Origin of the sequence: Thermoleptolyngbya sp. M55_K2018_002 (genome assembly GCF_015295965.1) — a bacterium.
Classification (GTDB): domain Bacteria; phylum Cyanobacteriota; class Cyanobacteriia; order Elainellales; family Elainellaceae; genus Thermoleptolyngbya; species Thermoleptolyngbya sichuanensis.
Genome location: NZ_DVEA01000053.1, coordinates 1 through 20,466 on the forward strand (window position 1 = coordinate 1; position 20,466 = coordinate 20,466).

The 20,466-nt window shown below is 55.1% G+C and carries 26 protein-coding genes; 12 read left to right on the forward strand and 14 right to left on the reverse strand.

Going from position 1 to position 20,466, the window contains the following annotated elements; all coding sequences use genetic code 11:
• The first annotated feature begins 341 nt into the window (after window positions 1-341).
• Window positions 342-920: a LysE family translocator gene (locus IGS51_RS02395; protein ID WP_297075414.1), complete on the forward strand. Its 579-nt coding sequence runs from the start codon at window positions 342-344 to the stop codon at window positions 918-920.
• An 8-nt stretch (window positions 921-928) separates the two neighbouring features.
• Here IGS51_RS02395 and IGS51_RS02400 read toward each other — a convergent pair whose 3' ends face one another.
• Window positions 929-1,207, reverse strand: coding sequence for a glutaredoxin family protein (locus IGS51_RS02400; RefSeq protein ID WP_277772980.1), 279 nt, complete (start codon window positions 1,205-1,207; stop codon window positions 929-931).
• A 116-nt stretch (window positions 1,208-1,323) separates the two neighbouring features.
• Here IGS51_RS02400 and cysH point away from each other — a divergent pair, with 116 nt between their 5' ends.
• Window positions 1,324-2,055 (forward strand): phosphoadenosine phosphosulfate reductase, encoded by a 732-nt coding sequence (gene cysH, locus IGS51_RS02405; RefSeq protein ID WP_297075422.1) that lies wholly within the window; start codon window positions 1,324-1,326, stop codon window positions 2,053-2,055.
• Between the two features lie 122 nt (window positions 2,056-2,177).
• Complete coding sequence (locus tag IGS51_RS02410) at window positions 2,178-3,170, forward strand: ligase-associated DNA damage response exonuclease (protein WP_297075425.1); 993 nt, start codon at window positions 2,178-2,180, stop codon at window positions 3,168-3,170.
• 30 nt (window positions 3,171-3,200) lie between these two features.
• On the opposite strand, the gene IGS51_RS02415 is transcribed toward IGS51_RS02410, so the two are convergent.
• A complete protein-coding gene (locus IGS51_RS02415) occupies window positions 3,201-4,196 on the reverse strand; it encodes a GNAT family N-acetyltransferase (RefSeq protein ID WP_297075426.1) in 996 nt (331 codons plus the stop codon).
• 79 nt (window positions 4,197-4,275) lie between these two features.
• Between IGS51_RS02415 and IGS51_RS02420 the strand changes: the two genes are divergently transcribed.
• The 6 genes from IGS51_RS02420 to IGS51_RS02445 all read left to right on the forward strand — a co-directional run bounded on the left by IGS51_RS02420 (window position 4,276) and on the right by IGS51_RS02445 (window position 8,762).
• Window positions 4,276-4,560, forward strand: a complete 285-nt coding sequence (locus IGS51_RS02420) for a hypothetical protein (RefSeq protein ID WP_297075428.1) — start codon at window positions 4,276-4,278, stop codon at window positions 4,558-4,560.
• A 28-nt stretch (window positions 4,561-4,588) separates the two neighbouring features.
• Window positions 4,589-5,278: a two-component system response regulator RppA gene (gene rppA, locus IGS51_RS02425; protein WP_297075431.1), complete on the forward strand. Its 690-nt coding sequence runs from the start codon at window positions 4,589-4,591 to the stop codon at window positions 5,276-5,278.
• A gap of 159 nt (window positions 5,279-5,437) precedes the next feature.
• Entirely contained in the window at window positions 5,438-6,403 is a 966-nt protein-coding gene (locus IGS51_RS02430; protein ID WP_297075433.1) for a protochlorophyllide reductase, read from the forward strand.
• A 370-nt stretch (window positions 6,404-6,773) separates the two neighbouring features.
• A complete protein-coding gene (locus tag IGS51_RS02435) occupies window positions 6,774-7,298 on the forward strand; it encodes a DUF937 domain-containing protein (protein ID WP_297075435.1) in 525 nt (174 codons plus the stop codon).
• Between the two features lie 80 nt (window positions 7,299-7,378).
• A complete protein-coding gene (locus IGS51_RS02440) occupies window positions 7,379-7,528 on the forward strand; it encodes a hypothetical protein (protein ID WP_297075437.1) in 150 nt (49 codons plus the stop codon).
• A gap of 448 nt (window positions 7,529-7,976) precedes the next feature.
• Window positions 7,977-8,762 (forward strand): tetratricopeptide repeat protein, encoded by a 786-nt coding sequence (locus IGS51_RS02445; RefSeq protein WP_297075440.1) that lies wholly within the window; start codon window positions 7,977-7,979, stop codon window positions 8,760-8,762.
• 178 nt (window positions 8,763-8,940) lie between these two features.
• On the opposite strand, the gene aroQ is transcribed toward IGS51_RS02445, so the two are convergent.
• From aroQ to IGS51_RS02475, 6 genes are all read right to left on the reverse strand, one after another.
• Complete coding sequence (gene aroQ, locus IGS51_RS02450; RefSeq protein ID WP_367279237.1) at window positions 8,941-9,396, reverse strand: type II 3-dehydroquinate dehydratase; 456 nt, start codon at window positions 9,394-9,396, stop codon at window positions 8,941-8,943.
• Window positions 9,397-9,600: 204 nt separating this feature from the next.
• A complete protein-coding gene (locus IGS51_RS02455; RefSeq protein ID WP_172353315.1) occupies window positions 9,601-9,738 on the reverse strand; it encodes a hypothetical protein in 138 nt (45 codons plus the stop codon).
• A gap of 289 nt (window positions 9,739-10,027) precedes the next feature.
• Entirely contained in the window at window positions 10,028-10,150 is a 123-nt protein-coding gene (locus IGS51_RS02460) for a hypothetical protein (protein WP_297075443.1), read from the reverse strand.
• Window positions 10,137-11,558, reverse strand: coding sequence for a GAF domain-containing sensor histidine kinase (locus IGS51_RS02465; RefSeq protein ID WP_297075458.1), 1,422 nt, complete (start codon window positions 11,556-11,558; stop codon window positions 10,137-10,139). Before IGS51_RS02465 ends, IGS51_RS02460 begins: the two co-directional genes overlap by 14 nt.
• A 731-nt stretch (window positions 11,559-12,289) precedes the next feature.
• A complete protein-coding gene (locus IGS51_RS02470) occupies window positions 12,290-12,529 on the reverse strand; it encodes a hypothetical protein (RefSeq protein WP_297075460.1) in 240 nt (79 codons plus the stop codon).
• Between the two features lie 150 nt (window positions 12,530-12,679).
• Entirely contained in the window at window positions 12,680-13,648 is a 969-nt protein-coding gene (locus IGS51_RS02475; protein WP_297075463.1) for a glycosyltransferase, read from the reverse strand.
• Between the two features lie 416 nt (window positions 13,649-14,064).
• Between IGS51_RS02475 and IGS51_RS02480 the strand changes: the two genes are divergently transcribed.
• Together IGS51_RS02480 and IGS51_RS02485 are read left to right on the forward strand one after the other, a co-directional pair.
• The gene (locus IGS51_RS02480; protein WP_297075465.1) at window positions 14,065-14,622 is read left to right on the forward strand and encodes a hypothetical protein; all 558 of its coding nucleotides are present in this window, start codon (window positions 14,065-14,067) and stop codon (window positions 14,620-14,622) included.
• A gap of 155 nt (window positions 14,623-14,777) precedes the next feature.
• The gene (locus IGS51_RS02485) at window positions 14,778-15,050 is read left to right on the forward strand and encodes a hypothetical protein (protein ID WP_367279238.1); all 273 of its coding nucleotides are present in this window, start codon (window positions 14,778-14,780) and stop codon (window positions 15,048-15,050) included.
• A 125-nt stretch (window positions 15,051-15,175) separates the two neighbouring features.
• Here IGS51_RS02485 and IGS51_RS02490 read toward each other — a convergent pair whose 3' ends face one another.
• Complete coding sequence (locus IGS51_RS02490) at window positions 15,176-15,559, reverse strand: alr0857 family protein (RefSeq protein ID WP_297075468.1); 384 nt, start codon at window positions 15,557-15,559, stop codon at window positions 15,176-15,178.
• 130 nt (window positions 15,560-15,689) lie between these two features.
• Entirely contained in the window at window positions 15,690-16,112 is a 423-nt protein-coding gene (locus IGS51_RS02495) for a hypothetical protein (protein ID WP_297075469.1), read from the reverse strand.
• Here IGS51_RS02495 and IGS51_RS22270 point away from each other — a divergent pair.
• The gene (locus IGS51_RS22270; RefSeq protein WP_367279239.1) at window positions 16,090-16,386 is read left to right on the forward strand and encodes a hypothetical protein; all 297 of its coding nucleotides are present in this window, start codon (window positions 16,090-16,092) and stop codon (window positions 16,384-16,386) included. The genes IGS51_RS02495 and IGS51_RS22270 overlap by 23 nt on opposite strands.
• Window positions 16,387-16,504: 118 nt before the next feature.
• Here the strand turns inward: IGS51_RS22270 and IGS51_RS02500 are convergent, their stop codons facing one another.
• The 4 genes from IGS51_RS02500 to IGS51_RS02515 all read right to left on the reverse strand — a co-directional run.
• Window positions 16,505-16,924: a hypothetical protein gene (locus tag IGS51_RS02500; RefSeq protein WP_172353323.1), complete on the reverse strand. Its 420-nt coding sequence runs from the start codon at window positions 16,922-16,924 to the stop codon at window positions 16,505-16,507.
• Between the two features lie 83 nt (window positions 16,925-17,007).
• Window positions 17,008-17,910 (reverse strand): alpha/beta fold hydrolase, encoded by a 903-nt coding sequence (locus IGS51_RS02505; RefSeq protein ID WP_297075482.1) that lies wholly within the window; start codon window positions 17,908-17,910, stop codon window positions 17,008-17,010.
• Window positions 17,911-18,012: 102 nt separating this feature from the next.
• A complete protein-coding gene (locus tag IGS51_RS02510) occupies window positions 18,013-18,825 on the reverse strand; it encodes a DUF928 domain-containing protein (RefSeq protein ID WP_297075472.1) in 813 nt (270 codons plus the stop codon).
• Between the two features lie 208 nt (window positions 18,826-19,033).
• Window positions 19,034-20,466, reverse strand: a 1,433-nt coding sequence (locus IGS51_RS02515) for a CHASE2 domain-containing protein (RefSeq protein ID WP_297075474.1), incomplete at its 5' end; no start/stop codon positions are given.

Here is a 20,466-nt window from a genome sequence, read left to right on the forward strand (position 1 = left end):
CTCCCAAAAAGGGAGAAGGGGAGCCAGATTGGAAGTCCCTTTCCCGACGTGGGAGAGGAATTTAGGGTGAGGGCTACAAAAGTGGGATACACCCGTTCCATTTCCCGAATTCTCCCAATTGGCACAATGGATAAGCGTGGAATAAACGTGCTGGAAGCCCTGCGAAGACTTGACGGGCAATCCAAAACCGGAAATCCAAAATCGCAAATCCAAAATCGAGAATTGACGCTTGATTGACGCTTAATTAACACTTGGATGCTTCCGAGATGTTTCCGACATTGGCACAAACATGGACACAAAGCAATCTGACCCTGAGCAACATCGTTGCCCTATTTTCAGCAATGGTGGTTCTGGCAGCCATTCCCAGCGTCAGCGTCCTCACAGTCTCCACGCGGGCGGCCAGCCTTGGGTTTCTGCATGGCGTGTTGACGGCGGCGGGCATCGTGGTGGGTGATCTCCTGTTTATTGCGATCGCCCTTTGGGGACTCTCATTTCTATCCAGCGCCTTGGGCAGCCTGGTGTTTCTGATCAAATACCTGGGCGGAGCCTATCTAATCTGGCTGGGCCTTTGGCTATTTCGCGCCAGAGAGCAACCTGTGGAAGCGCAGTCCATCTCTCACTCATCAAGAGTCTCCAGTTTTCTAACCGGGCTGCTGATTACCCTGGCCGATCAAAAGGCAACACTGTTTTACCTCGGCTTTTTCCCTGCGTTTCTGGATATGTCTCAGGTGTCCTATGTCGATGCAGGCGTGATTATGCTGGTGGCGATCGCCGCTGTCGGGGGTGTAAAGGTCATCTACGCGCTGCTGGCAGACCGAACCCGGTTCCTCCTGGGCGGGGGGTTAAGCACTCGGCTGAATGCGATCGCCGGTGGTGTGATGGTGGCAGTTGGGCTATTGCTGATTCTCACTGCGGCATGAGGCGACCGTTACGCTGCGGCCAGCGCCTTTTGCAGCAGTGCCTCCAGTTGCGCCACACCGGCCCGGGGCGAGAGGCGGGGCAGCGGAATCAGGTCGGGCGGGGAATCAGGGCGATCGCGCTGCCAGATCAGTACCGGAATCTCATACTGATAGGCCTGAAACCAGTCGTCGCGAGTGGTGATGTCGCGAATTTCCAGATCGATAGAAACGCTTTGCACCTGCGTCAGCTTTTCTTGAAGCCCCTCACACAAGTGGCATCCGGGCTTGCTGTAGAGAATGAGCTTCATCGTAAACCCCTGATTCTTCTCAATCCCCATTTCCCCATCGGCTTATGCGCCTTTTATCGTAAAATATACTCATTGAGATTTTCCCAACTGGCAACCTCAACCCTTAAACACGCATTATGACTCAATCCGTAGACGCTCCGGCGCAGACGCAGCCGTTCGACCTAGGCGCGCTCAATCAGCAGTTTGACACCGCCCATCCCAAAGACATCCTCGCCTGGAGCGTGGAAAACATCCCCACTGGCCTCGTACAAACCAGCGCCTTTAACGTAGATGACCTGGTGCTAACGGATATTCTCTACAAGCAAATCAAGCCTGCTCAGCCCGTTCCTGTGCTGTTTTTGGACACGCTTCACCACTTTCCTCAAACGCTGGAACTGGTTGCCAAAGCCAAAGATTTGTACGCCCTCAACCTCCAGGTCTACAAAATTCAGGACGTAGACACCCGCGAAGCCTTTGCCGCAAAGTATGGCGAGGCGCTGTGGGATAGCGACATCCTCAAGTTTCATGATCTGACCAAAATCGAGCCGCTCCAGCGCGGACTAAGCGAACTCAACACCGTCGCCTGGATCACCGGCCGCCGCCGCGACCAGGCCACCACCCGCGCCGATATGCCCGTGTTTGAACTGGATAAGCAGGGCCGCCTCAAGATCAACCCCCTAGCGTCGTGGACGCGCAAAGATAGCTGGGCCTACGTCGCGGAACACAGCATGATTTACAACCCACTGCACGACCAGGGGTATCCCAGCATTGGCGACGAGCCAATCACCACCCCCGTCGGCGAAGGCGAAGACGAGCGGGCTGGTCGCTGGCGCGGCACAGGCAAAACCGAGTGCGGCATTCACATCTAGGGTTTCATATCTCGGCTCAAGTCTGGGTTCAACAAACTTTTCCCGTTCGCTATGGTGTAGAGGCGTGCAGTTGTGCGCCTCTTTTTCGTTTCTGTTTTCATTCCTGCCGAGCCTCCCTGCTTATGACGCTGATTACCGTTCGCCCTGAAGGACTTTATTGCGAAGCGGGCGACTTTTTTATCGACCCGTGGCGACCAGTAGACACGGCGCTGATTACCCACGCCCATTCCGATCATGCGCGATCGGGGTCAGCCCGATACATTGCAACGGACGTTTCAGCAGGCGTGTTGAAAAAGCGGCTGGGCGAGAGCATTCAGCTTCAGGGCGTGGCCTACGGTGAGCCGCTAAAACTGGGGGAAACCTGGGTGTCATTTCATGCAGCGGGGCATGTGCTGGGTTCGGCGCAGATCCGGGTGGAACATCAGGGTGAAGTGTGGGTCGTTTCGGGCGACTATAAGCGAGATGCAGACCCGACCTGTGCGCCGTTTGAAGTGGTGGAGTGCGATCGCTTTATTACCGAAGCAACCTTTGGTTTGCCGATTTACAACTGGCAGAGCGGAACAGAGGTGTGCAGGCAAATTTACAACTGGTGGCAAGGCGACTTGGAACGTCCCTCGCTGCTGTTTTGCTATGCCTTTGGCAAAGCACAGCGAATCCTAAGTGAACTGCGAAATTTCTGCGATCGCCCTGTCTATGTACACGGTGCCATTCACGCACTGACGGAGATTTATCGCAGCCTCGGAATTCCGATGGTGCAAACGATTCCCACCTCCGAGATGCCCCGCAGCTACAAGTTTCAGGGTGACTTGGTGCTGTCGCCGCCGTCGGGCCATCGCTCAAGCTGGATGAAGCGGTTTCAGCATCCGCAGACTGCCTTTGCGTCTGGCTGGATGGCGGTGCGCGGCGCACGACGCAGACGCGGCTATGAACGTGGATTCATCCTTTCAGATCATGCTGATTGGAATGGACTTGTGAATACAGTGCGTCAAACTAAGGCAAAAACCATTTACGTGACTCATGGGCAGACAGATGTATTGTCCCGCTACCTAAAAGAAGAACAGAATGTGGACGCGATGCCGCTTAAGACGCTGTTCGAGGGAGAAGGTGATATTTGAATTGAACGTAAATGAATTCGTAAGCCAACTTTAGAGCTTGCGGGCATAGAGCGTGTAACGCCGGATGGAATAGGCATAACGGCTGCTCAGATTGCGAGAATTGTTGTCATCATGCATGAGGGCGTGAATGGCACGACGATAGCCGAGATCATGGGCGATCGCCTGCACTCGCGCCACCAGCACGTTGCCCAATCCTGCATAACGGCGACCGGGTAGCACTGCTACGGTTTTGAGAATCACCGTATCCACCGTTTCGCCGCGCTGCGCCTGGAGCAAATCGGGCACGGCAAACAAAAAACCCACTAGTTGCGACTCCTGCTCTGCCAGCAGCACCAGTTCCGGCTGCACGTAGGGACGCACCTGGCGATACTGCGTCAGAAATTCTGCCTGGGAAATCGGGCTGTAGAGAAAGTTGTGCTGAAACGCCACCAGCGATAGGGCATGAATTCGCTCTAGCTCTGCGTCGAACTGGTCGAGTGCTAGCGGACGAATCTTCACGCCCGCCGCATCCAACCGCTGCTGCACGGCTGTCAGTCGCAGATCGACCTGGGTTAAGTCCGTCGCCAGCGCTGAGGAATAGTGTGCGATCGCCCCAAAGCCCGCCGCCTCAAACTGCCCGCACCATTCATCAGGATTGTCTGGCTCTAGGAAAAACAGCGGCTCTGTGCCGCGATCGCTCAGCAGCCGATAGCGCCGCCAGGTGTTGCCGTCGATGGGGGCGATCGCCAAGGTGCAGCCCTGGGCTGCCAGTTCCCCTGCGGCGTGGCCCAGCAAGCTGGCTGCGGCAAACCCATCCGCTACGGCGTAATGCCCAATTAAGCCCAGCCGTTCGCCCGGATACTCTGGCACCGATCGCCACCACAGCGAGCAATAGCCCGCAATCGCCTCGCCCCGCAGCAAAACCCAGTGGGCATCCGGCTGATGTAGCTCGAACATCCGCGCCTCCAATGGCGGAAAACCGCCCTGAGTCGCCAGGGAAGCCAGTTCAGCAGAATTGTTAACCTGGATGTAACGTTCTGTAAGCATGGTGTGAAGGCGTGCCACGACCGATCGGCAGCAAATCTGGCGCTGTCTCTGTCATAGCTTTAATATCGCAACTTGAGAAATGCTGGAACCAATTATTTACCTGGCGTTGTTTGGGCTGGCGGGATGGGCGATCGCCCAACTGGTGCGCTGGCTGGCGACGGGGAGGCGGCCCCGCTCGTTGCCTGGAAAACCCGCCGGGGGTGTCAAGCCTGTTCTAGAAAAGCGACTGGTGCGACTGCTGAATGGCGATCGCGCCGCTGCCCATCGCCTGGTGGAATCTGTCCAGCAGCGCTATCCCGACCGTCCAACTGCCTGGTGCTGGGAGAAGGCGATTTTTGACCTGGAGCGCGATCGCTTCCGCTAGCCCCTAGTCCCTGACATAGAATACTTCCATGCAAATTCTCTTGGTAGATGACGAAATCGAACTCACCGAGCCGCTGACCCACGTCCTCAAGCGCGAAGGCTATGCGGTCGATGTGGCGCACGATGGGGCAGAGGGGGGAACCCTGGCAACGCAGGGCAGCTACGACCTGCTGATTTTGGACTGGATGCTGCCCCACCAGAGCGGGCTAGAAATCTGTCAGTCGCTCCGCGCCAAGGGCGACACCACGCCCGTCCTATTTCTCACGGCCAAAGACACGATCGATGACCGCGTTGCTGGGCTGGATGCAGGCGCAGACGACTATCTGGTCAAGCCGTTTGAGCTACGAGAGTTGCTGGCGCGGGTGCGGGCGCTGCTGCGGCGGCCCCCTAGCCTGGAACCCAGCGTGCCAGTCCGATCTGCCGCTCGCCTCGCCGTTGGGGATCTGGAGCTAGATTTGGACAATCAGGTAGCCTATCGTCGGGGGCGCACCATCAAGCTATCGGAAAAAGAAAGCCAACTGCTGGACTACCTCATGCGGCATCCTAATCAACTGCTGACCCATGCCCAAATCCATGAGCAGGTGTGGAGCGATGCCGAGAAAATCAGCAGCAACGTACTAGCGGCGCAAATTCGCCTGCTCCGCCGCAAGATCGAAGGCAAGGGCGAAAGCACGCTGATTCATACGGTGTATGGGAAGGGGTATCGGTTTGGAGAATAGGGCCGGGAGCGCAGGGCGATCGCCCCCAGTTCTCGCCTTCTGTTTAGGCTTTGAATAACTCAACATTTCGCGTAATAACTCAACATTTCGTGGCTCAACGGTGTGCAATCATCATGAATCATGGAGACACATCACAGCGCACCGTAAGTTGTTAATAAAATGCAAAACTCTCAGCAACCGACCGTAATCATAACCGGAGCCTCTTCGGGAGTGGGGCTATACGCTACCAAAGCCCTGGCCCAGCGTGGATGGCATGTGGTCATGGCCTGTCGAGATCTAGCCAAAGCCGAAGCCGCTGCACAGTCCGTCGGCATTCCCAAAGATCACTACACGCTACTGCACATTGATCTGGGATCGCTCGACAGCGTTCGCAAGTTTGTGGATGACTTTCACGCCACCGGGCGATCGCTCGATGCGCTAGTCTGCAACGCCGCTGTTTATATGCCCCTACTCAAAGAGCCGCTCCGTAGCCCAGAGGGGTATGAACTCAGCGTCGCCACCAACCATTTTGGGCACTTCCTGCTGTGTAATCTGCTATTGGGCGACCTCAAGGATTCCCCCGCCGCGGACAAGCGCTTGGTCATTTTGGGAACCGTCACTGCCAACTCCAAGGAACTGGGTGGCAAGATCCCCATTCCCGCGCCCGCCGACCTGGGCAACCTGGAAGGGCTAGAGGCCGGCTTCAAAGCGCCGATTTCTATGATCGACGGCAAAAAGTTTAAGGCTGGCAAAGCCTACAAAGACAGCAAGCTCTGCAACATGATTACCGTGCGCGAGCTGCATCGCCGCTATCACGACACCACGGGCATTACCTTCAGTTCGCTCTATCCTGGCTGCGTCGCCGACACGCCGCTGTTCCGCAATAGCTACCCAATTTTCCAAAAAGTCTTCCCCTGGTTCCAAAAGAACATCACAGGCGGCTATGTCTCGCAAGAACTGGCGGGCGAGCGCGTGGCGCAGGTCGTCGCTGATCCGGCGTTCAAGCAATCCGGAGTTCACTGGAGCTGGGGCAACCGTCAAAAGCAGGGGCGCGAGTCCTTTGTTCAAGAGCTGTCGGAAAAGGCCACGAACGATGCTCTGGGCGATCGCCTCTGGACGCTCAGCGCCAAGCTCGTTGGGCTGTAGCAACCTGGCTATCCTGGATGCCAAACGATACTCCCTTTGCGTAAAAGCTCTCCGAGGACGTGCATTGTCGCGCGATATCGCTGCACGTCTCTCAGCAGGCAAACTCCTCCTCGAACAGGTCGGCTCTTGCAATCGAATTAGGCTCTACAGTCTGAATAAAAGCTGTAGAGCCTGTTTTATGGTAATCGAAGTGTTGCACAACACCCAAAATCCCGATCCCTCGTGGCAAAATTTACCTGAATCAATCGGCGCAGCCAAGTGCCGGATATGAACAGAGTTTACATGCATCAGCAGAATAGTTTGATGCATTCTGCTATTCAGCACCCCATTCAGCAACCCCGCTGAATTTGTTTTACACCGAGGCAAAAAGATGAGTCTTATCTTTGACGTTTTAAGCGCGATCAACAACCCCAACCAGCAAGCCAGCGTTAGTTCGCTGGGTTCCATTGTCAATACCGTCTCTCAGCTTGCAGGGAGCCAGGGTCTCAGTCCTGCGACGACCCAGAGTGCCTTCTCTGTGGTGGGCAACCTAGCTCGTACTGCGTTGAAGCAGCAGCAAACCACCGCAGGGATGGGGGGCTTGGAAAGCATGATCGGTCAACTCGCGGGTGGTTCCGCTAGCGGTGCAGCGCTGCAATCCCTGATTCCTGCTGGGCTACAGCAACAGGCCGTCCAGACTATTTCCTCTGCAACTGGCCTCAGCCCCACCCTTGTCCAGGGAATGCTGCCAGGGCTGATTACGGCTGCGATGGGGATGCTGAACCTGGGCGCACCCAAACCTGGCACCCGTGGCGGCAACCCCCTGCTGGCTGCTTTCCTCGGTGGCGACGAAAAATCGACCGACCTCGGCGAAACGCTAAAATTTGCCAGCCGTTTCCTGAATCCGCCTCGCTAGGTTTTAGCGCCTAGTTCCACGGGTTTGACAGTCCGCTTCCTGGAGATTTGCAACGCAAGAAGCTCCAGGGAGTTTTTTTTATGGGTTTGTTTTATCAGCAGGAAAAGGAGTGGAACAATCGACGGGTTGTAGATCTGCTGAACCGACGGTTTTCTGGTCTGATAGCGTCTGACATCACTTCTCTAGATGACGCTACGAATGACATTCCTGGCAGCCCCACAAACGCCTGATTAGCAATCCAAAACCCCAAAATCCCAAATCGAGCAGGACTTACGCACTTGCGATAAGCTCTTTGGGTTTTGGACGATTTCTCGCGGGCTGCGCCCGTGAGAAATCGTCCAACTGCGTAAATCCTGTCGAGAATCAATTAGGATGTAACGCCTATGTCACCAAAAGTTCACGAATCCTTGCAGAGAGTTTCAGGAATTATACGGAGGTTCTGTGTAGTTTCTTCGTAGATAACCAAATGCTGAATGTCTGACTCGGCGGAACTTTCGTGGACTCCGCATCGTCAGTTGCCAAGGGTGCGCTGCTATTTCAGGTGAAAGAGAATTTTCCGTACTTTCAACCTGACACTACTTTGGGCTTTGAGAGACATTAACAGGTGGAAAGGCGGATAACGCGGGTTCTAAAGGCATATACACCCTGGCACTCACTGAAATACACCACGAGGATGTCATGAACATGCGCTCTTCTACAGGTCGGCAAGAAAAAGCGAACAATGCAGATCGGTCGCGCAATGGTCTTAGCACGACTGCCCGGCCAGCCCTTAGAGTGCAGAAGCGCTGGCAGCCAAGAGCGCGACGAGTAGACACGGCGATCGCCCCTCGTGCTGCGGCTCCCCTCAGCCACACCGAGTTGGAAACAGCGCTCCGCCAAGAAGCCCTCCAAGCAGCCCAGCGCGGCGATCATCAAGAGGCGATCGCCCTGTTCACCATGATTCTGGAGCAAAACCCCAGCAGCGCCCGTGACTATAACAATCGCGGCCTGGTCTACTTCCAAAGCGGGGACATGGAGCGGGCGATCGCCGACTATAACCAAGCGCTCGCGCTCGATTCCACTCTCGACAGCGTGTATAACAATCGCGCCAACTACTACGCCACTCAGGGCAAGTTTCTAGAAGCCATCCTGGACTACGACGCAGCCCTTAATCTGAACCCAACCAACGTCCGCGCCTGGCTCAATCAGGGGATTACGCTGCGTGAGCTAGAAATGCACGATCGCGCTCTAGAATGCTTTGACTTTGCGCTGCGGCTAGGTCGTCTGGAAGCCCACATCTACGCCGAGCGGGGTCGCACACATCACCTCTGGGGCGATTGGAACGCTGCCCTGGCAGACTATCAGCGAGCAATTGAGCGGCTATTGCTGCCCAATACGGCCACGCCCGGTGGAGCCGCTCGCCTGCGCCTTCAGATCGAAGTCTGGAAAGATGAACTGCTTGCGCCGCTGGAATCGGAGCCATAAGCCAAATCTGGCTTACCCAAGTGCAGCCGAAAGCCAGATTGCTGCAAACGGTGAATTTCTGCAAGTAGCGCGAATAAAACTGCGAAACTGGCTCAAAATTACAGAAAACTCTCGGAATCTATCCTGAAGTCGCAAATATCAGGGTGAATACTACTTTAGCTAAGCTACTCTAGCTAGGCTACTCCAGAAAAACGTGGGTGAGATGGTGAACTAGGGCGCGAAGTCCAAGAACATAGCTAAACGCGCCAAACCCACTGATCTGTCCAACTGCAACGGGTGCAATGTAGGAATGATGCCGAAAGGACTCCCGCCGATAGACGTTGCTTAGATGAACCTCGACCGTGGGCAGCGCTACAGCGGCGATCGCGTCTCGAATTGCAATGCTGGTGTGGGTATACGCTCCGGGATTAATCAGTAGTCCATCCTGAACGCCCATCGCCCCGTGAATCGCATCGACCAAAGCGCCTTCATGGTTAGACTGAAACGACTCTAGCTGAACACCAAGCTGAACTGCTGCATCCTGCAATGACTGATTAATGCTGTCGAGAGTCTCCCGTCCGTAAATCCCCGGCTCTCTGTGCCCCAGCAGATTCAGATTTGGGCCATGCAAGACCAGGATGCTCAGATTGGACACAAAAAATTGCTAGAACAACAAATCAAACGCAGTTACGCACAAATCCCGCCAGAGCAATCGAACCTAAACAGCGCAACTGCCAGAAGCGTCAGGCTAAACAGATGTCCAGTACAAACCTATCTACTCGCGTTGCTTGCACTCGACCCAAAGACCATTGCCAACGTCAACAGATCTTCAGGGTCGAAACACCTGCTCGGAAGCAACTTAGCGGCGACGGCTGCGGTCATCCACTGGGATGGGAATAGGCTCTGGCTCCGGCTGAACGTCTGGGCCCAGCAGCGCTTCCACTAGCTTGCGTGCCCACTCTTTAAGCTTTTCCAAAACCTTATCGATATAATCCATTGACTCAGACTGCTCCTTGATGCAGACCTAGATCGTAGTCTTGCTCGAAAGAATTCCAGACTGTTTGTTACGTCGGCTACAACGTATATTTACTATGACTCATCCAAGTGGAAGTTGACAAGGGCACCGAAGCCAGAGAGTGCAAATCCAACAGCCTCAAGTTCAGAAACCCAAAACTCAGACTGTGCTTGTCCACTCGGTCACAGAGCCAGAACAACAAAAGCGGAATCGCAAACTGCTACATAAAATCATAACCAAATGGCCAGAATTATCAACCCTAATCAGAGGCCTACGGGTGCATGGATCTGCGTTTCTGCTCCAGAAAAGGGCTAGAGAGTTCGGGCGATCGCCCCTGATTCTGACCATCGCCCAGCCCGTAGAGATGTCCGGCCCGCTGGCTACTCCAGTTCACCTAGCTCAGCAGACTGCGGAACGCTAACCACATATCGATAGCCCGTTTCAGCCGAACCCTGGATGTTGATCGTGCCTCCGTGTAGTTCTGCAAGCTGGCGGCTGAGCATTAGCCCTAGGCTCTGGCGGAGCATGTTCTGCGGGGCCGAGCCGTCAGCAGTGTCGCTTTGAGAAAGCGCAGACTTTTGGGAGTCGCCTGCGGACCAGCCGTAGGACGACGCATGGGCTTGAGACAACTCGGCGGGTGTCAGCATTTGCCCTGTATAGAGGTCAGCAGCCGGGAGACCTTCGCCAAGCCAGGGATGCGAAGTCCACACAGTGATGGTCAGAGCAGACTGCTTACGAGAAATGTGAACCCGAATAATGCTCTCAGTGCTGGCGGATTGAATCACGCTGAACACTAGGTGATAGAGCATCTGACGCATTTTTTCTTTGTCGAGCATCCAAATGCGGTTGCCCGGTTCGACCGTCAGCCGAATGCGCTGTTCTCGCCGTTGCGCGACCTGCTGGAGGGTGCTAAACGCCTGTTGACACAGCATTTCTATGTCGATTGGCGCAAGGTTTAGGACGCAGTTTGTGTCGTTGAGTGCGCCCAGTTCTAGAATTTCATTAATCAGCGAGAGCAAGGTTTGACCGCTGTTGTGGACAATTGCCAGATATTCTTTCTGCTTTTCTGTCAGCGGGCCGTAGATTTCACGGTTGAGGACGCTGGCCATGCCCAGGATTGACGTGAGGGGGGTGCGGAGTTCCTGAGCCATTTGGGCGATCAGATCTGCCTTGATCGAGGTGGTGGGCGACGCAGCGATCGCCCCCTTGGGAGATTTCATCATGGGCTGGGGCGATCGCCGCAGCAGGTGATTGCGCTCGTATTCGCTCATACTCCACCGGGCGACTAGCTCCAGCAGTTCCACCTCGCGAGTCGAAAAATCACGCGGCTGCAAGCTCAAGACAGCTAGCGTGCCGACGCATTGACCATTGGACGCGATCAGGGGAGCGCTGAGGTAGGCGCGAATGCCGTAATGCCGCACGAGCAGGCTGTCTGCAAAATCGGGATGCGCCGAAGCATCGTTCAGCACAAGGACCTGGCGGCTCTCAACGACATGACGACATAGCGCGTCGGCACGAGGAAGTTGGCGGGTTGTCGCCAGTTCGTTCATCAGTCCAATCCGCGATAGCCCAACCGCGGATTTGAACCACTGGCGCTGTTGATCCATCAGCCCAAGCACACAAATTCGAGCATCCAAAAGATGGGCGGCCGTTTGAGTCGCTTCTTCAAAAATCGGCACACTCTCAGCATCCATTAACCCAAGGTCGTTCAGGGTCTTAAGGCGCTGCTCTTCAATACTTTTTTCGACACTATGCGCTGGCTCTCCATTCTGGGAGAACAAATCCTGATCTGGGCTAGGCATCGCGACCCTCTTCCTTAACATATCCTCTGGTTAGCCGTCTCTTTTAAGGATGCAAAAGTCTTTCAATACACCTAGAGTTCCCTAACTTTAATTTCAACAAACATTGACAGAAATGAGACTTGCACTAGGCTCGTGCTAACAATTTCTTTATCAACTACCAGGTTGAAAATGAGGATGAAACATCAAAAATAGTCGAAAAAAATGGAGCGATCGCCGCAAAAACACGCAGGACAAACCCCCATTCAACGTCTCCACGTTTGCAATCAATTCCTCACAGTCTCTTTATCAAAAACGCGGGCATCCGGGAAAAACAGGATCATCCAATTATTTTTCTAATACAACAAATTGCCCCGGATGCTCCGGGAAACCGTGGATGAGCAGATCAGAGTTGGAAACCAGCAGGCACGGTCTACTTTCTACTTCCCAATCAAGTCCACGGCACGTCCACAGCACGTCTGCATCAAGTCCGCAGATGTCTCAGGAAGCGTCATTGGGGGTTCTGCGCCAGGAGGTTCGCCAGTAGGCTCTTTAGCCTCCCGGTTCCCTATTTTCAGTTCAGCAGCGTAATCCAAACTGGGTCAGCTTGTTGTCCAGTTGCTCAACGTTCGTTCAGTTTTTTATTCCGCACTGTGCGATCGCCCTCTCTGTGGCGGCGGAGGACGATGCTTCGGCACCAAGGCTGAGCAACAAGGCGCGACTGAACTTGCGACTGAATTTTACTGAATTTTATTTTACTGAATTTTAGAGTGGGGCGGCGATAGATGAAACGTCTGGGCAGATTCTACATGCTCAACCCCAGGCACCCGACGAAGCGCAGGCAGGTCACCAGAGGGGCAGGAACCCGTGACGATTCCCACCTGATCCATCACCTGATCAATCTTCATGCCGTGTTCTTGCAGGTTTTCGGCAACTTCCAGGAGGCGATCGAGGTGATCGTCTGCAACGGAAACGGTCACTTGAACATTTGCCATGTTTGCCATATTGGTTTTGATGGATAAAGAAAACGTCGAAATTTCATCTCAAGGACATCTCATCTCAAAGACATCTTATCTTGAGCAGATGATTTAGATTTTAGGGCGATCGCTCGCTCCCTCGTCTCTTCCTTCAGAAGAATACATCTGCTACTGGTGCGGTGAATTGACCCGCGTGCCATCCGGCAACCAGGCGATCGCCCGTGCCGCTTCCGGGAACGAACTGCGTCGCTGGCCCCAACTCCGGGCCGCCGCGCAAAACAAATCTAGCGGGGTATCGAGCAATCGATCCCACGGCTCCTGTTCTCTTAATACATGGGGCGCGACGCTGGGAAGTTCTTTGAGGAGCCACCGAGCCAGACGAGTTGCCGCGTCTTGCCAGGTCAGCGATCGCATCAGGGCTGAGCCATGTAGCTCATGCAGGTGAGCATCGGAACGGCCGTAGCGCTGCCACTGTTTCCAGAGCGCAGGCAGCGTAGCGCGATGCCGATGGCGGGCGATCGCCCCTTCTGCCAGGCGGAGTTCCCACTGCCCTGTCTGCAAAATTCGCCAGCACAAGTCTGCATCGCCGCCGCTGGTTAGATAGGGGCGAAACAGCCCAACGGCTTCGAGGGGCGATCGCCGCACGGCCAGGTTGGCCGTCTGTCCGTAGGGCAGAAATCCGTGGGACAGCGTGTGTCGCTGCGACAGAAACTCTCGGCGGGCAGCGTACCGCTCCAGCCAAGTGGCAGGTTTCAGAGGCAGCACTTCTCCCGCCACCAGCCCGACCTGCGGCTCCGCAAAGGGCTGCACCAAATTCCGCAACCAGTCTGGATTCGGACGACAATCAACATCGGTGAAGGCAATGATCTCGCAGGGGGTGTCGCCCGACAGCGCTGCCACAATACCCGCATTGCGGGCGGCGTAGGCGCTTTGAATGTCTGAAACAGTAAGCGGGCGCAGCGTCAGGCCGAGCGATTGGAACTGCATAGCGGCAGTTTGGAGTAAATCAGGCGTGCGATCGCCACTCCCGTTGTCGATCAAGACATATTGAATGCGTTCCCGTGAGTAGGTTTGCTGAGACAGACAGGACAATAGCTCAGGCAAATCTGCTGCTCCGTTCAGGATTGGAATTACCACTCCGACTCGCGGATATTGATCGGAAGATGGCTCCTCCCGCAAAAGTTCCACTTTTTTTCAGAAGTTTAAGATGTCTCAAATATTACGATACAGTGTGCAAGGGATTGTCAGAATATTTCACAAGGTATGGCTGAATTCTCTTTAAAAACTGCCTGAGGCGTATTTGTTACTCCTAATCTTTTGTGAGTCAGATCACAGGCTTTGTGTTTCGCTCAATACAGACTCAATAAAAAAACTAAAGCTCAAAAATTCTGACAACTTTTGGCGTTAAACTTTAGAGTATTAAGAGCATTAAGTATTGGTCAATTGATTTAAAAATCACTTGTTTTCATAAGGTTTCTTTGGGATTCTCTTAAACCTATCTGTTTTGATATCTGTTCTTAGAAACTCCATATATTTCGGAAGGGGGAAAGGCGATGAACGCTATTTGTCGATGGAGTCCACAAAGCAAAACAGGCATCCAGGATTTATGGTCACCTGTACGATTCTCTCTGATTGCCGCCAGCGCGCTGACGCTGTTGGTAGGCGCTGCTAATCGGGCGATCGCCAACCCAGAGCTAGCTCCAAACGCTACTGATGCTGACGACATTGAAGAGATCAACACCTCCATTACGCAGGACTATATGCCTGCGATCATCTACTTGCCCGACCCCAACACCCAAGAACTCGTGCCGCAATCGGTGCTGGTGACAGCCGATGAACCCGTAGCGGGTGCTGTCACCCAAATTGTCGAGTCCTACGAAGGGCAAGATGTTGGTATCACGGGCTACGAGGTCAACGTAAACGAAGCGGCAAAAGAAGCCGAAATCAACTTCGCAGTCAACAATCCTCGTGGCGGGCGAGCCTTTCAAAGCCTCAGCAGCGCCAATCAGTATTGCTTGTTTGAAGCCATTCGAGAAACGCTGTTGACTCAGCCTTCCTACGGCATTCAGCAGGTCATTTTTCAGGCCAATAGCGTTGAATTTGATATTTAGCCTCCTGACTCACTGAGAACTGGAACTCACAGGACTTCTCCTAGCGGGTGTTCTAAAAACCATCCATTAAGCGCTATACTTCAAACGAGGTCATTTTATTCACTTAGGTAGTTGGCTTCTAGCTGCGTCCTCACGGTTGAGAGGTATTGGTCATTTTGTCAGAAGCATCTGAGAACGAAAAAGATCAATTTTTCTATCCGATTGGGCGCTATCGGGGCGATTTCTCTCCTCAAAGGCTAGCGTTCAACGCCAATCTTCAGGAATTTGCCCAGCGGATTGGTATCATTTGCAGCCTAGAGACGGGCGGCAAGATTTCCTCTGAGGAAGCCTACGACCAGATCAAAGCCCTCTGGAAGCAGCTCAAGGCTTCAAAATCAGCCCTGATTGATACGCTTCAAGACCGGCCTGAGTTGCCGCCAGAGGAGTAGCGATTGAGACTGGTTTGGGAATCTGGTTTGCGATGAAAACCGAGCAAGGCGTTTTGGGCAGGGCCAGGTTTGCGTGAAACCCGACTCTGCCCAGAGTCATCCTAACCCTCCTCGTTCCTATCCTCTCAGCCCCTGACACCCTGGACACAGACACTTGCCTGCCAGAGTTGATGAATTAGGCACTCGATTGCAGCGGGCAATGCAATCAGAAAAACGCCTTCGTGAGCGTAGGGACTGGACGACAGCCAGCTTCCGTAGAGTGTAATTTCAACCCAGTCTGCATCGGCCATAGCTAGGGCGATCGCCCCGGAGTGTTGCTTTAGCAGTTGTTGGAGTTGCGCCAACTGGGGCAAGTGGGCCGCCAGCAGAAAACTAGCGGAGTTTGGCGTGACATGCAGCGTTTCGCCGCAGCGCAGGGCCAGCGTCACCCGTTGGGCGATCGCCGTTTCGATGGGCGTAGACAGAACCTCTATATAAACGTCGGCATCGGTATAGGTAAGCTTTAGCATGACAAACGCTGTTCCTTCAGAAAGATGCGGCTAGCGTGCGGAAGGTTCGGGTTCGCAGCAAGCGGCAAAAAAGAACCCCCGCTTCTGACAGTCAGGAGCGGGGGACTAGGAAAACCGAGTCGCTTTGCCTTTAGGTGGGTGACAGAATGACCCTGCACCTCCCGCTCAGATTGAGTTGTGTTGCAATTCGGCCCAAGATGGCCAGGGCAGCATTAAAAGAAAAAGATCCGAACTGAAATCCGGTGTGAAGCGCAGTGGGCAAGGGCGATCGCATTCCGATGGCGCAAACGGCTGCATCGAAATTGGAATTGGGTTTTGCGCCGGGGCGAACGAGCAAGCAATCCGAACGATCGAAACAAGAGGAGAGATCAATCCCTTGAACCCCAAAGCCCGTTCCATCGCCCTTGCGCCGCCCCAGATCGCAGCCCGCCAGCAGCGCCGCGCCGAAATGCTGCCATCCTTCAAGCAGAAACAGCCCGACAAATTGCGCCCGTCCGTCATGGAACAGGTCAATCTGCGTGCCGTAAAGGATGGACAGAGCGAGGCTTAACATAGGGGTTGCAAATACTGGGGTCGCAAATACTGGGGTCGCAAAATCTGGGGTCGCAAAACCTGGGGTCGCAAAATCTGGGGTTGCAAATACTGGAGTTGCAAAGGCGGGCGAAAGGACTGCGAGAAAGCTGGAAAGCGCTGCGAAGCAGGAAGACGATAAAGTGAGAGGACTCAGGAACCAGAGGGGTAGAAACTGGGGCTGGTATGCAGAAGCGTGTGCTATCAGAAGAGAAAAAAGCGGCGACAAAATTACCAATATTACAGTTGTAGTATAGTCGCATTGCTTTGGCAAGCCAATAGCCGACGCTTTCTTTATCTGGCGACCTCACTCAAAATACGCAAAATTCCGGAATGATTTACAAAACTTTGGATTTGTGGTTCGGAGCGATGGGGCTAAGCGTCGGGCGCTGCCATCAAACGAGAGACTTCGGCATGCATCAGCGCGATCTCCGGATCTCGCTGAATTGCCCGAAAATAGCCCTTTTCTAGCTCTGTGCCAAATTCTGAAGGCTGCATTAGCACCCGTGCCCGGTTAAACAGTTCATCCACTTGCTCCATCGAGACGGGCTTTTTAGACAGCACCACATCATCAATTTGCACCACAAACTGCGAAATGGGGCGCAGCCAGCTAAACCAGCCGTCGTCCTCGATTACCAGCTTAAAAAACTCTGTATTTGAGCGAATCGGGCCGTGAAATTCCTCATAAATGCCGCGCTCCGATTCCAGCAGGGCTTTGTGAATCCGCAAAATCGCTAACCGAAGCTGACGAAGCCGCTGCAATTCAGACTCAAGGGAAGGGCGAGAAGAAGACATCAGAAGTTAACCACAGAAACCGAATCACAAACTAGGATGCAGTGCCTAGACGATGGAGCGACCCGTAAAGACAACGTCACCCCTTATTCCATCATCGCATCCTCTCCGATTCCCAAGACCCAATCTTTGATCAGCGCGTTTACCTGTTCCGGCACTTCGTCATGGGGACAATGCCCCGCATTCAGGTAATGCTCTGTCAGGTTGGGATAGTGTTGGCGGAAGCGGGCCCCCCGGCTGCGGGCATTCATCCACGGATCGCCCTCACCCCACAGCATCAGCAATGGACACTGCATTTGGCTTAGCAGCACATCATTTTTTTCGCCACGAGGAGACTTGAACACAGCGGCGAATACGGCGGGTGCGCCCGGATCGCAAGAGGGGCGATAGATGTCCTCAACCAACTGGTCGGTGACGGCGCTGCGGTCGAGATAGACCTTTTCCAGGGTTTTGCGAATGACGGACTTTTGCCGGACGTATTGAAACAGCAGAAAACTGGGGAGCGGCTGCAACAAGAGCGATCGCACAGTGTCTCCCAACCACTGCTGGAGGAGATTGGGCTGAGCGGTTTGCGCTGTTTCGGTAAAGGCTCCAGCGCAGTTCAGCAGCACCAGCCCAGCGGCGGATTGGGGGCGCTGCGCCGCCACACACAGCGACGCATAGCCGCCCAGCGAGTTGCCCGCCAGCACCGCAGGTCGCCGAATTACCTCGGTAATAAAGTCGTGCAACTGGTCGCGCCAGAGGTCGCCACTGTAGACGATATCCGGCTTTTGCGATCGCCCAAAGCCCAGCAGATCGATCGCCCAGACTTCAAAGTCGGCGCTTAGCCCCGCTACGTTCTTGCGCCAGTGATCCGTAGACGCGCCAAAGCCATGCACCAGCAGCAAGGGCGGGCGATCGCCCCGTCGCTCTCCTGCACGGACATAGTGAATGGCATAGCCGCGCCAGTCCCAATAGGCTCCCACAGCAGGGGCGATCGCAGTTTGCATGAGACCCATGTGTAAAGGAATGTAAACATTCTAGCGTTACCCCTGGGTTGGCTCAAGCACGGTGGAGGGGCCGGAGAGCAGCGCTGCACCGACCCCTGATGCTTATTCCGCTGGAGCAATCGGCGTGAGGACGATTTCCTCTTCGGCTTCTCCCAGTTCCAGCACCTCCAGCAGTTCCATCCAGGCGTTTAGCACGTCAAGATTGTCGGGATCTTCGCGGCGCAAGTTGCCCAAAAGGGTCAGCGCGTCGTACCAGATGCCGTTTTCTGCGTACAGGGCTGCCCGGTCGAGCGGCGAGGCGCGGTCGATTTCGGCAGTGAGTTCGGCATCCAGCGCAGTCCGCTGAATCCAGCCTTCTACGAATACAACTTCGCCGCCGCAGCGAGTCTGGAAATTCCACCGATACATGCGCCCGATTTCCAAGGCTGGCGCAGTTTCGGGGAGGGAAATTCCGATAATGCCGGGTTGATTGCTCAGAACAATGTCTTGTTTTCGGTAAATAATGCGGCGCTGATCGTCAAACAGCACAAATTCCGCTGGCTCATCGCTGGTCAGGGCGTAGGGAACGTAGAACCAGAAGGTGGGATGGGCGGCGGCAGTGAGGGCCCAAACGCTGGTGTACTCTCTGCCGTTGCGCCCAACCTCACGAGTGGACGGAACCAGGGCCGCTAGGGACTGGCATAGGGGCAGGTCGCCGCTACCTCGGCTAGCTCCGCCAAAGGGTCGTCCAGCGGGTGCGCCTGCTTCGGGCGGCAGCGGGGCCCGATAGCGATGACCACCGCCCCCGATTGCCCGGTCTGCACCAGGTGCGTCGCCCGCCGATTCATAGCGCTGCGCCACGGCCGGAGCAGCAGACAAAACCAGAACCGCAGCAGCAATCACCGCAGACTTTAACCAAAACTTAGATGCATTCATGTTGGTGACCTCAACTCAAGGGGGCTAGTGGGGAGGCACGCAAATACAGGGGTTTGGGGGATGTGCAACCTCGCTAGAGGCTTCTGATTCTTCCCACAATATTCACTTCAGGAAATCTCTGCTCTTTTACGCAGCAAGACGAAAAGAGCGGGCTGGAGTTTCCTGACACTGGGTTTGGAGTCTTGGGAAGACTGGACGTTGCAGCCCTTTATTTGAAGCGCTGACCGCGAGTCATGATCAGGATGAGATTGACGAAAAACAGGAGCGTCAGTTGCACCAGACGGTAGCGGTAGATCGTGACCAGGATGGCGCTGAGGCCAAAAGTCAAAACGGCGGGAACCAGCGGTATCCAGCCGCCCCAGAGAATTAGAACTCCCTGAGCGATCGCCCCCAAAAGCAGCAATCCCAGGGCGATCGCCCCTAATAACCGCCAGGGCGCTTTGAACAGCAGCACCAGCAGCCCGCCCAGCGCCGCCCAGCCGCCAATCCACAGCATTTCCAGCCCGTGGGGCAACGTCCACAGCAGCGGCCGCTCGTTGAAAGCGGCACTGAGCAACTGGCTGGTCATCTGCGCCTGCACCAGTACCCCGTCCATTGTGGAAGCGATGGGCGTTCTCCAGATATCGGTCGATTGCTGCGGATCATGCGGAATGTATCCAACGATAACCACGCGATCTTGAAACAGATCCGTCTGCACGCGCTCACTCAGCACATCGCTGATTTTCACCTGCCTAAACGGACTGTCGTACAGCGGGCGCACGGTGCGGTAGTTAAGCAAGACCTGCGCCCCGCGATAGTCAAAATTGGGGGCTTTATAGCCGCCCGATCGCCGTCGCAAGAGCGGATAGGTGCGATCGCCCAGCTTCAGCACCTCCGGCGTAATTTCTACGGGAATCTGCTCGGCTTCTAGATACCGACTGGCGAGCAGCGTGCTGAATGCAAAGTCGGGTAGGCAGCCTGTTTTGTCCGACAGTTCTTCGCGCATGGCCAGCAGGTGGCGGCGCACCATTCCAGGCTGGGACTGCGGCTGGCTCGATGGGGATACGGCAGCACTCGCAACTGGACGGGGGGCGATTCCCCCAGGGATTGCTTCGCCAATCGCCCGCGCTTCTGCATTGATCTGGTGAACCTTCCGCTCTTTTTTGTCCTCAACAAAATCTGAAAACCCCAGCCGAGTTGCCGCCATGTCCGCTGGGGGAGCAATGCCGCCCTCGCCCCGCACAGGCACTTTGCAAACGCCGATGACCTTTGGATTTTCGCGAAACTGCCGAGCCAGCGACGCAGCTTCGGGTTCGATCGGCAGGTCACGATACAGGTCGATGCCGATTAACCGGGCACCGCTCTTGTCCAAGATTTCAATCAGGCGGTTCAGGTTCGCGTTTGATACCGAATACCAGTAGGGGCCAGACTGTTGCCCAAGGTCTTGCCGCTCCTGTTCGTCAATCGTGACAATCAGCAGGCGCGGGTCTTGTTCTTGCTCGGCAGGGCGCAGGCGCAGCATTTGGTCGTAGGTGGCGAGTTCGACAGGTTGCAGCCAGCCGAGCGATCGCCCCCCGATGACCAATCCCGCTGCCAACGTGCTGAGGGCGATCGCCATCGGCACGCGGCGCAGCACCCGGCGCAGGCGGCGCTGCCAGACTT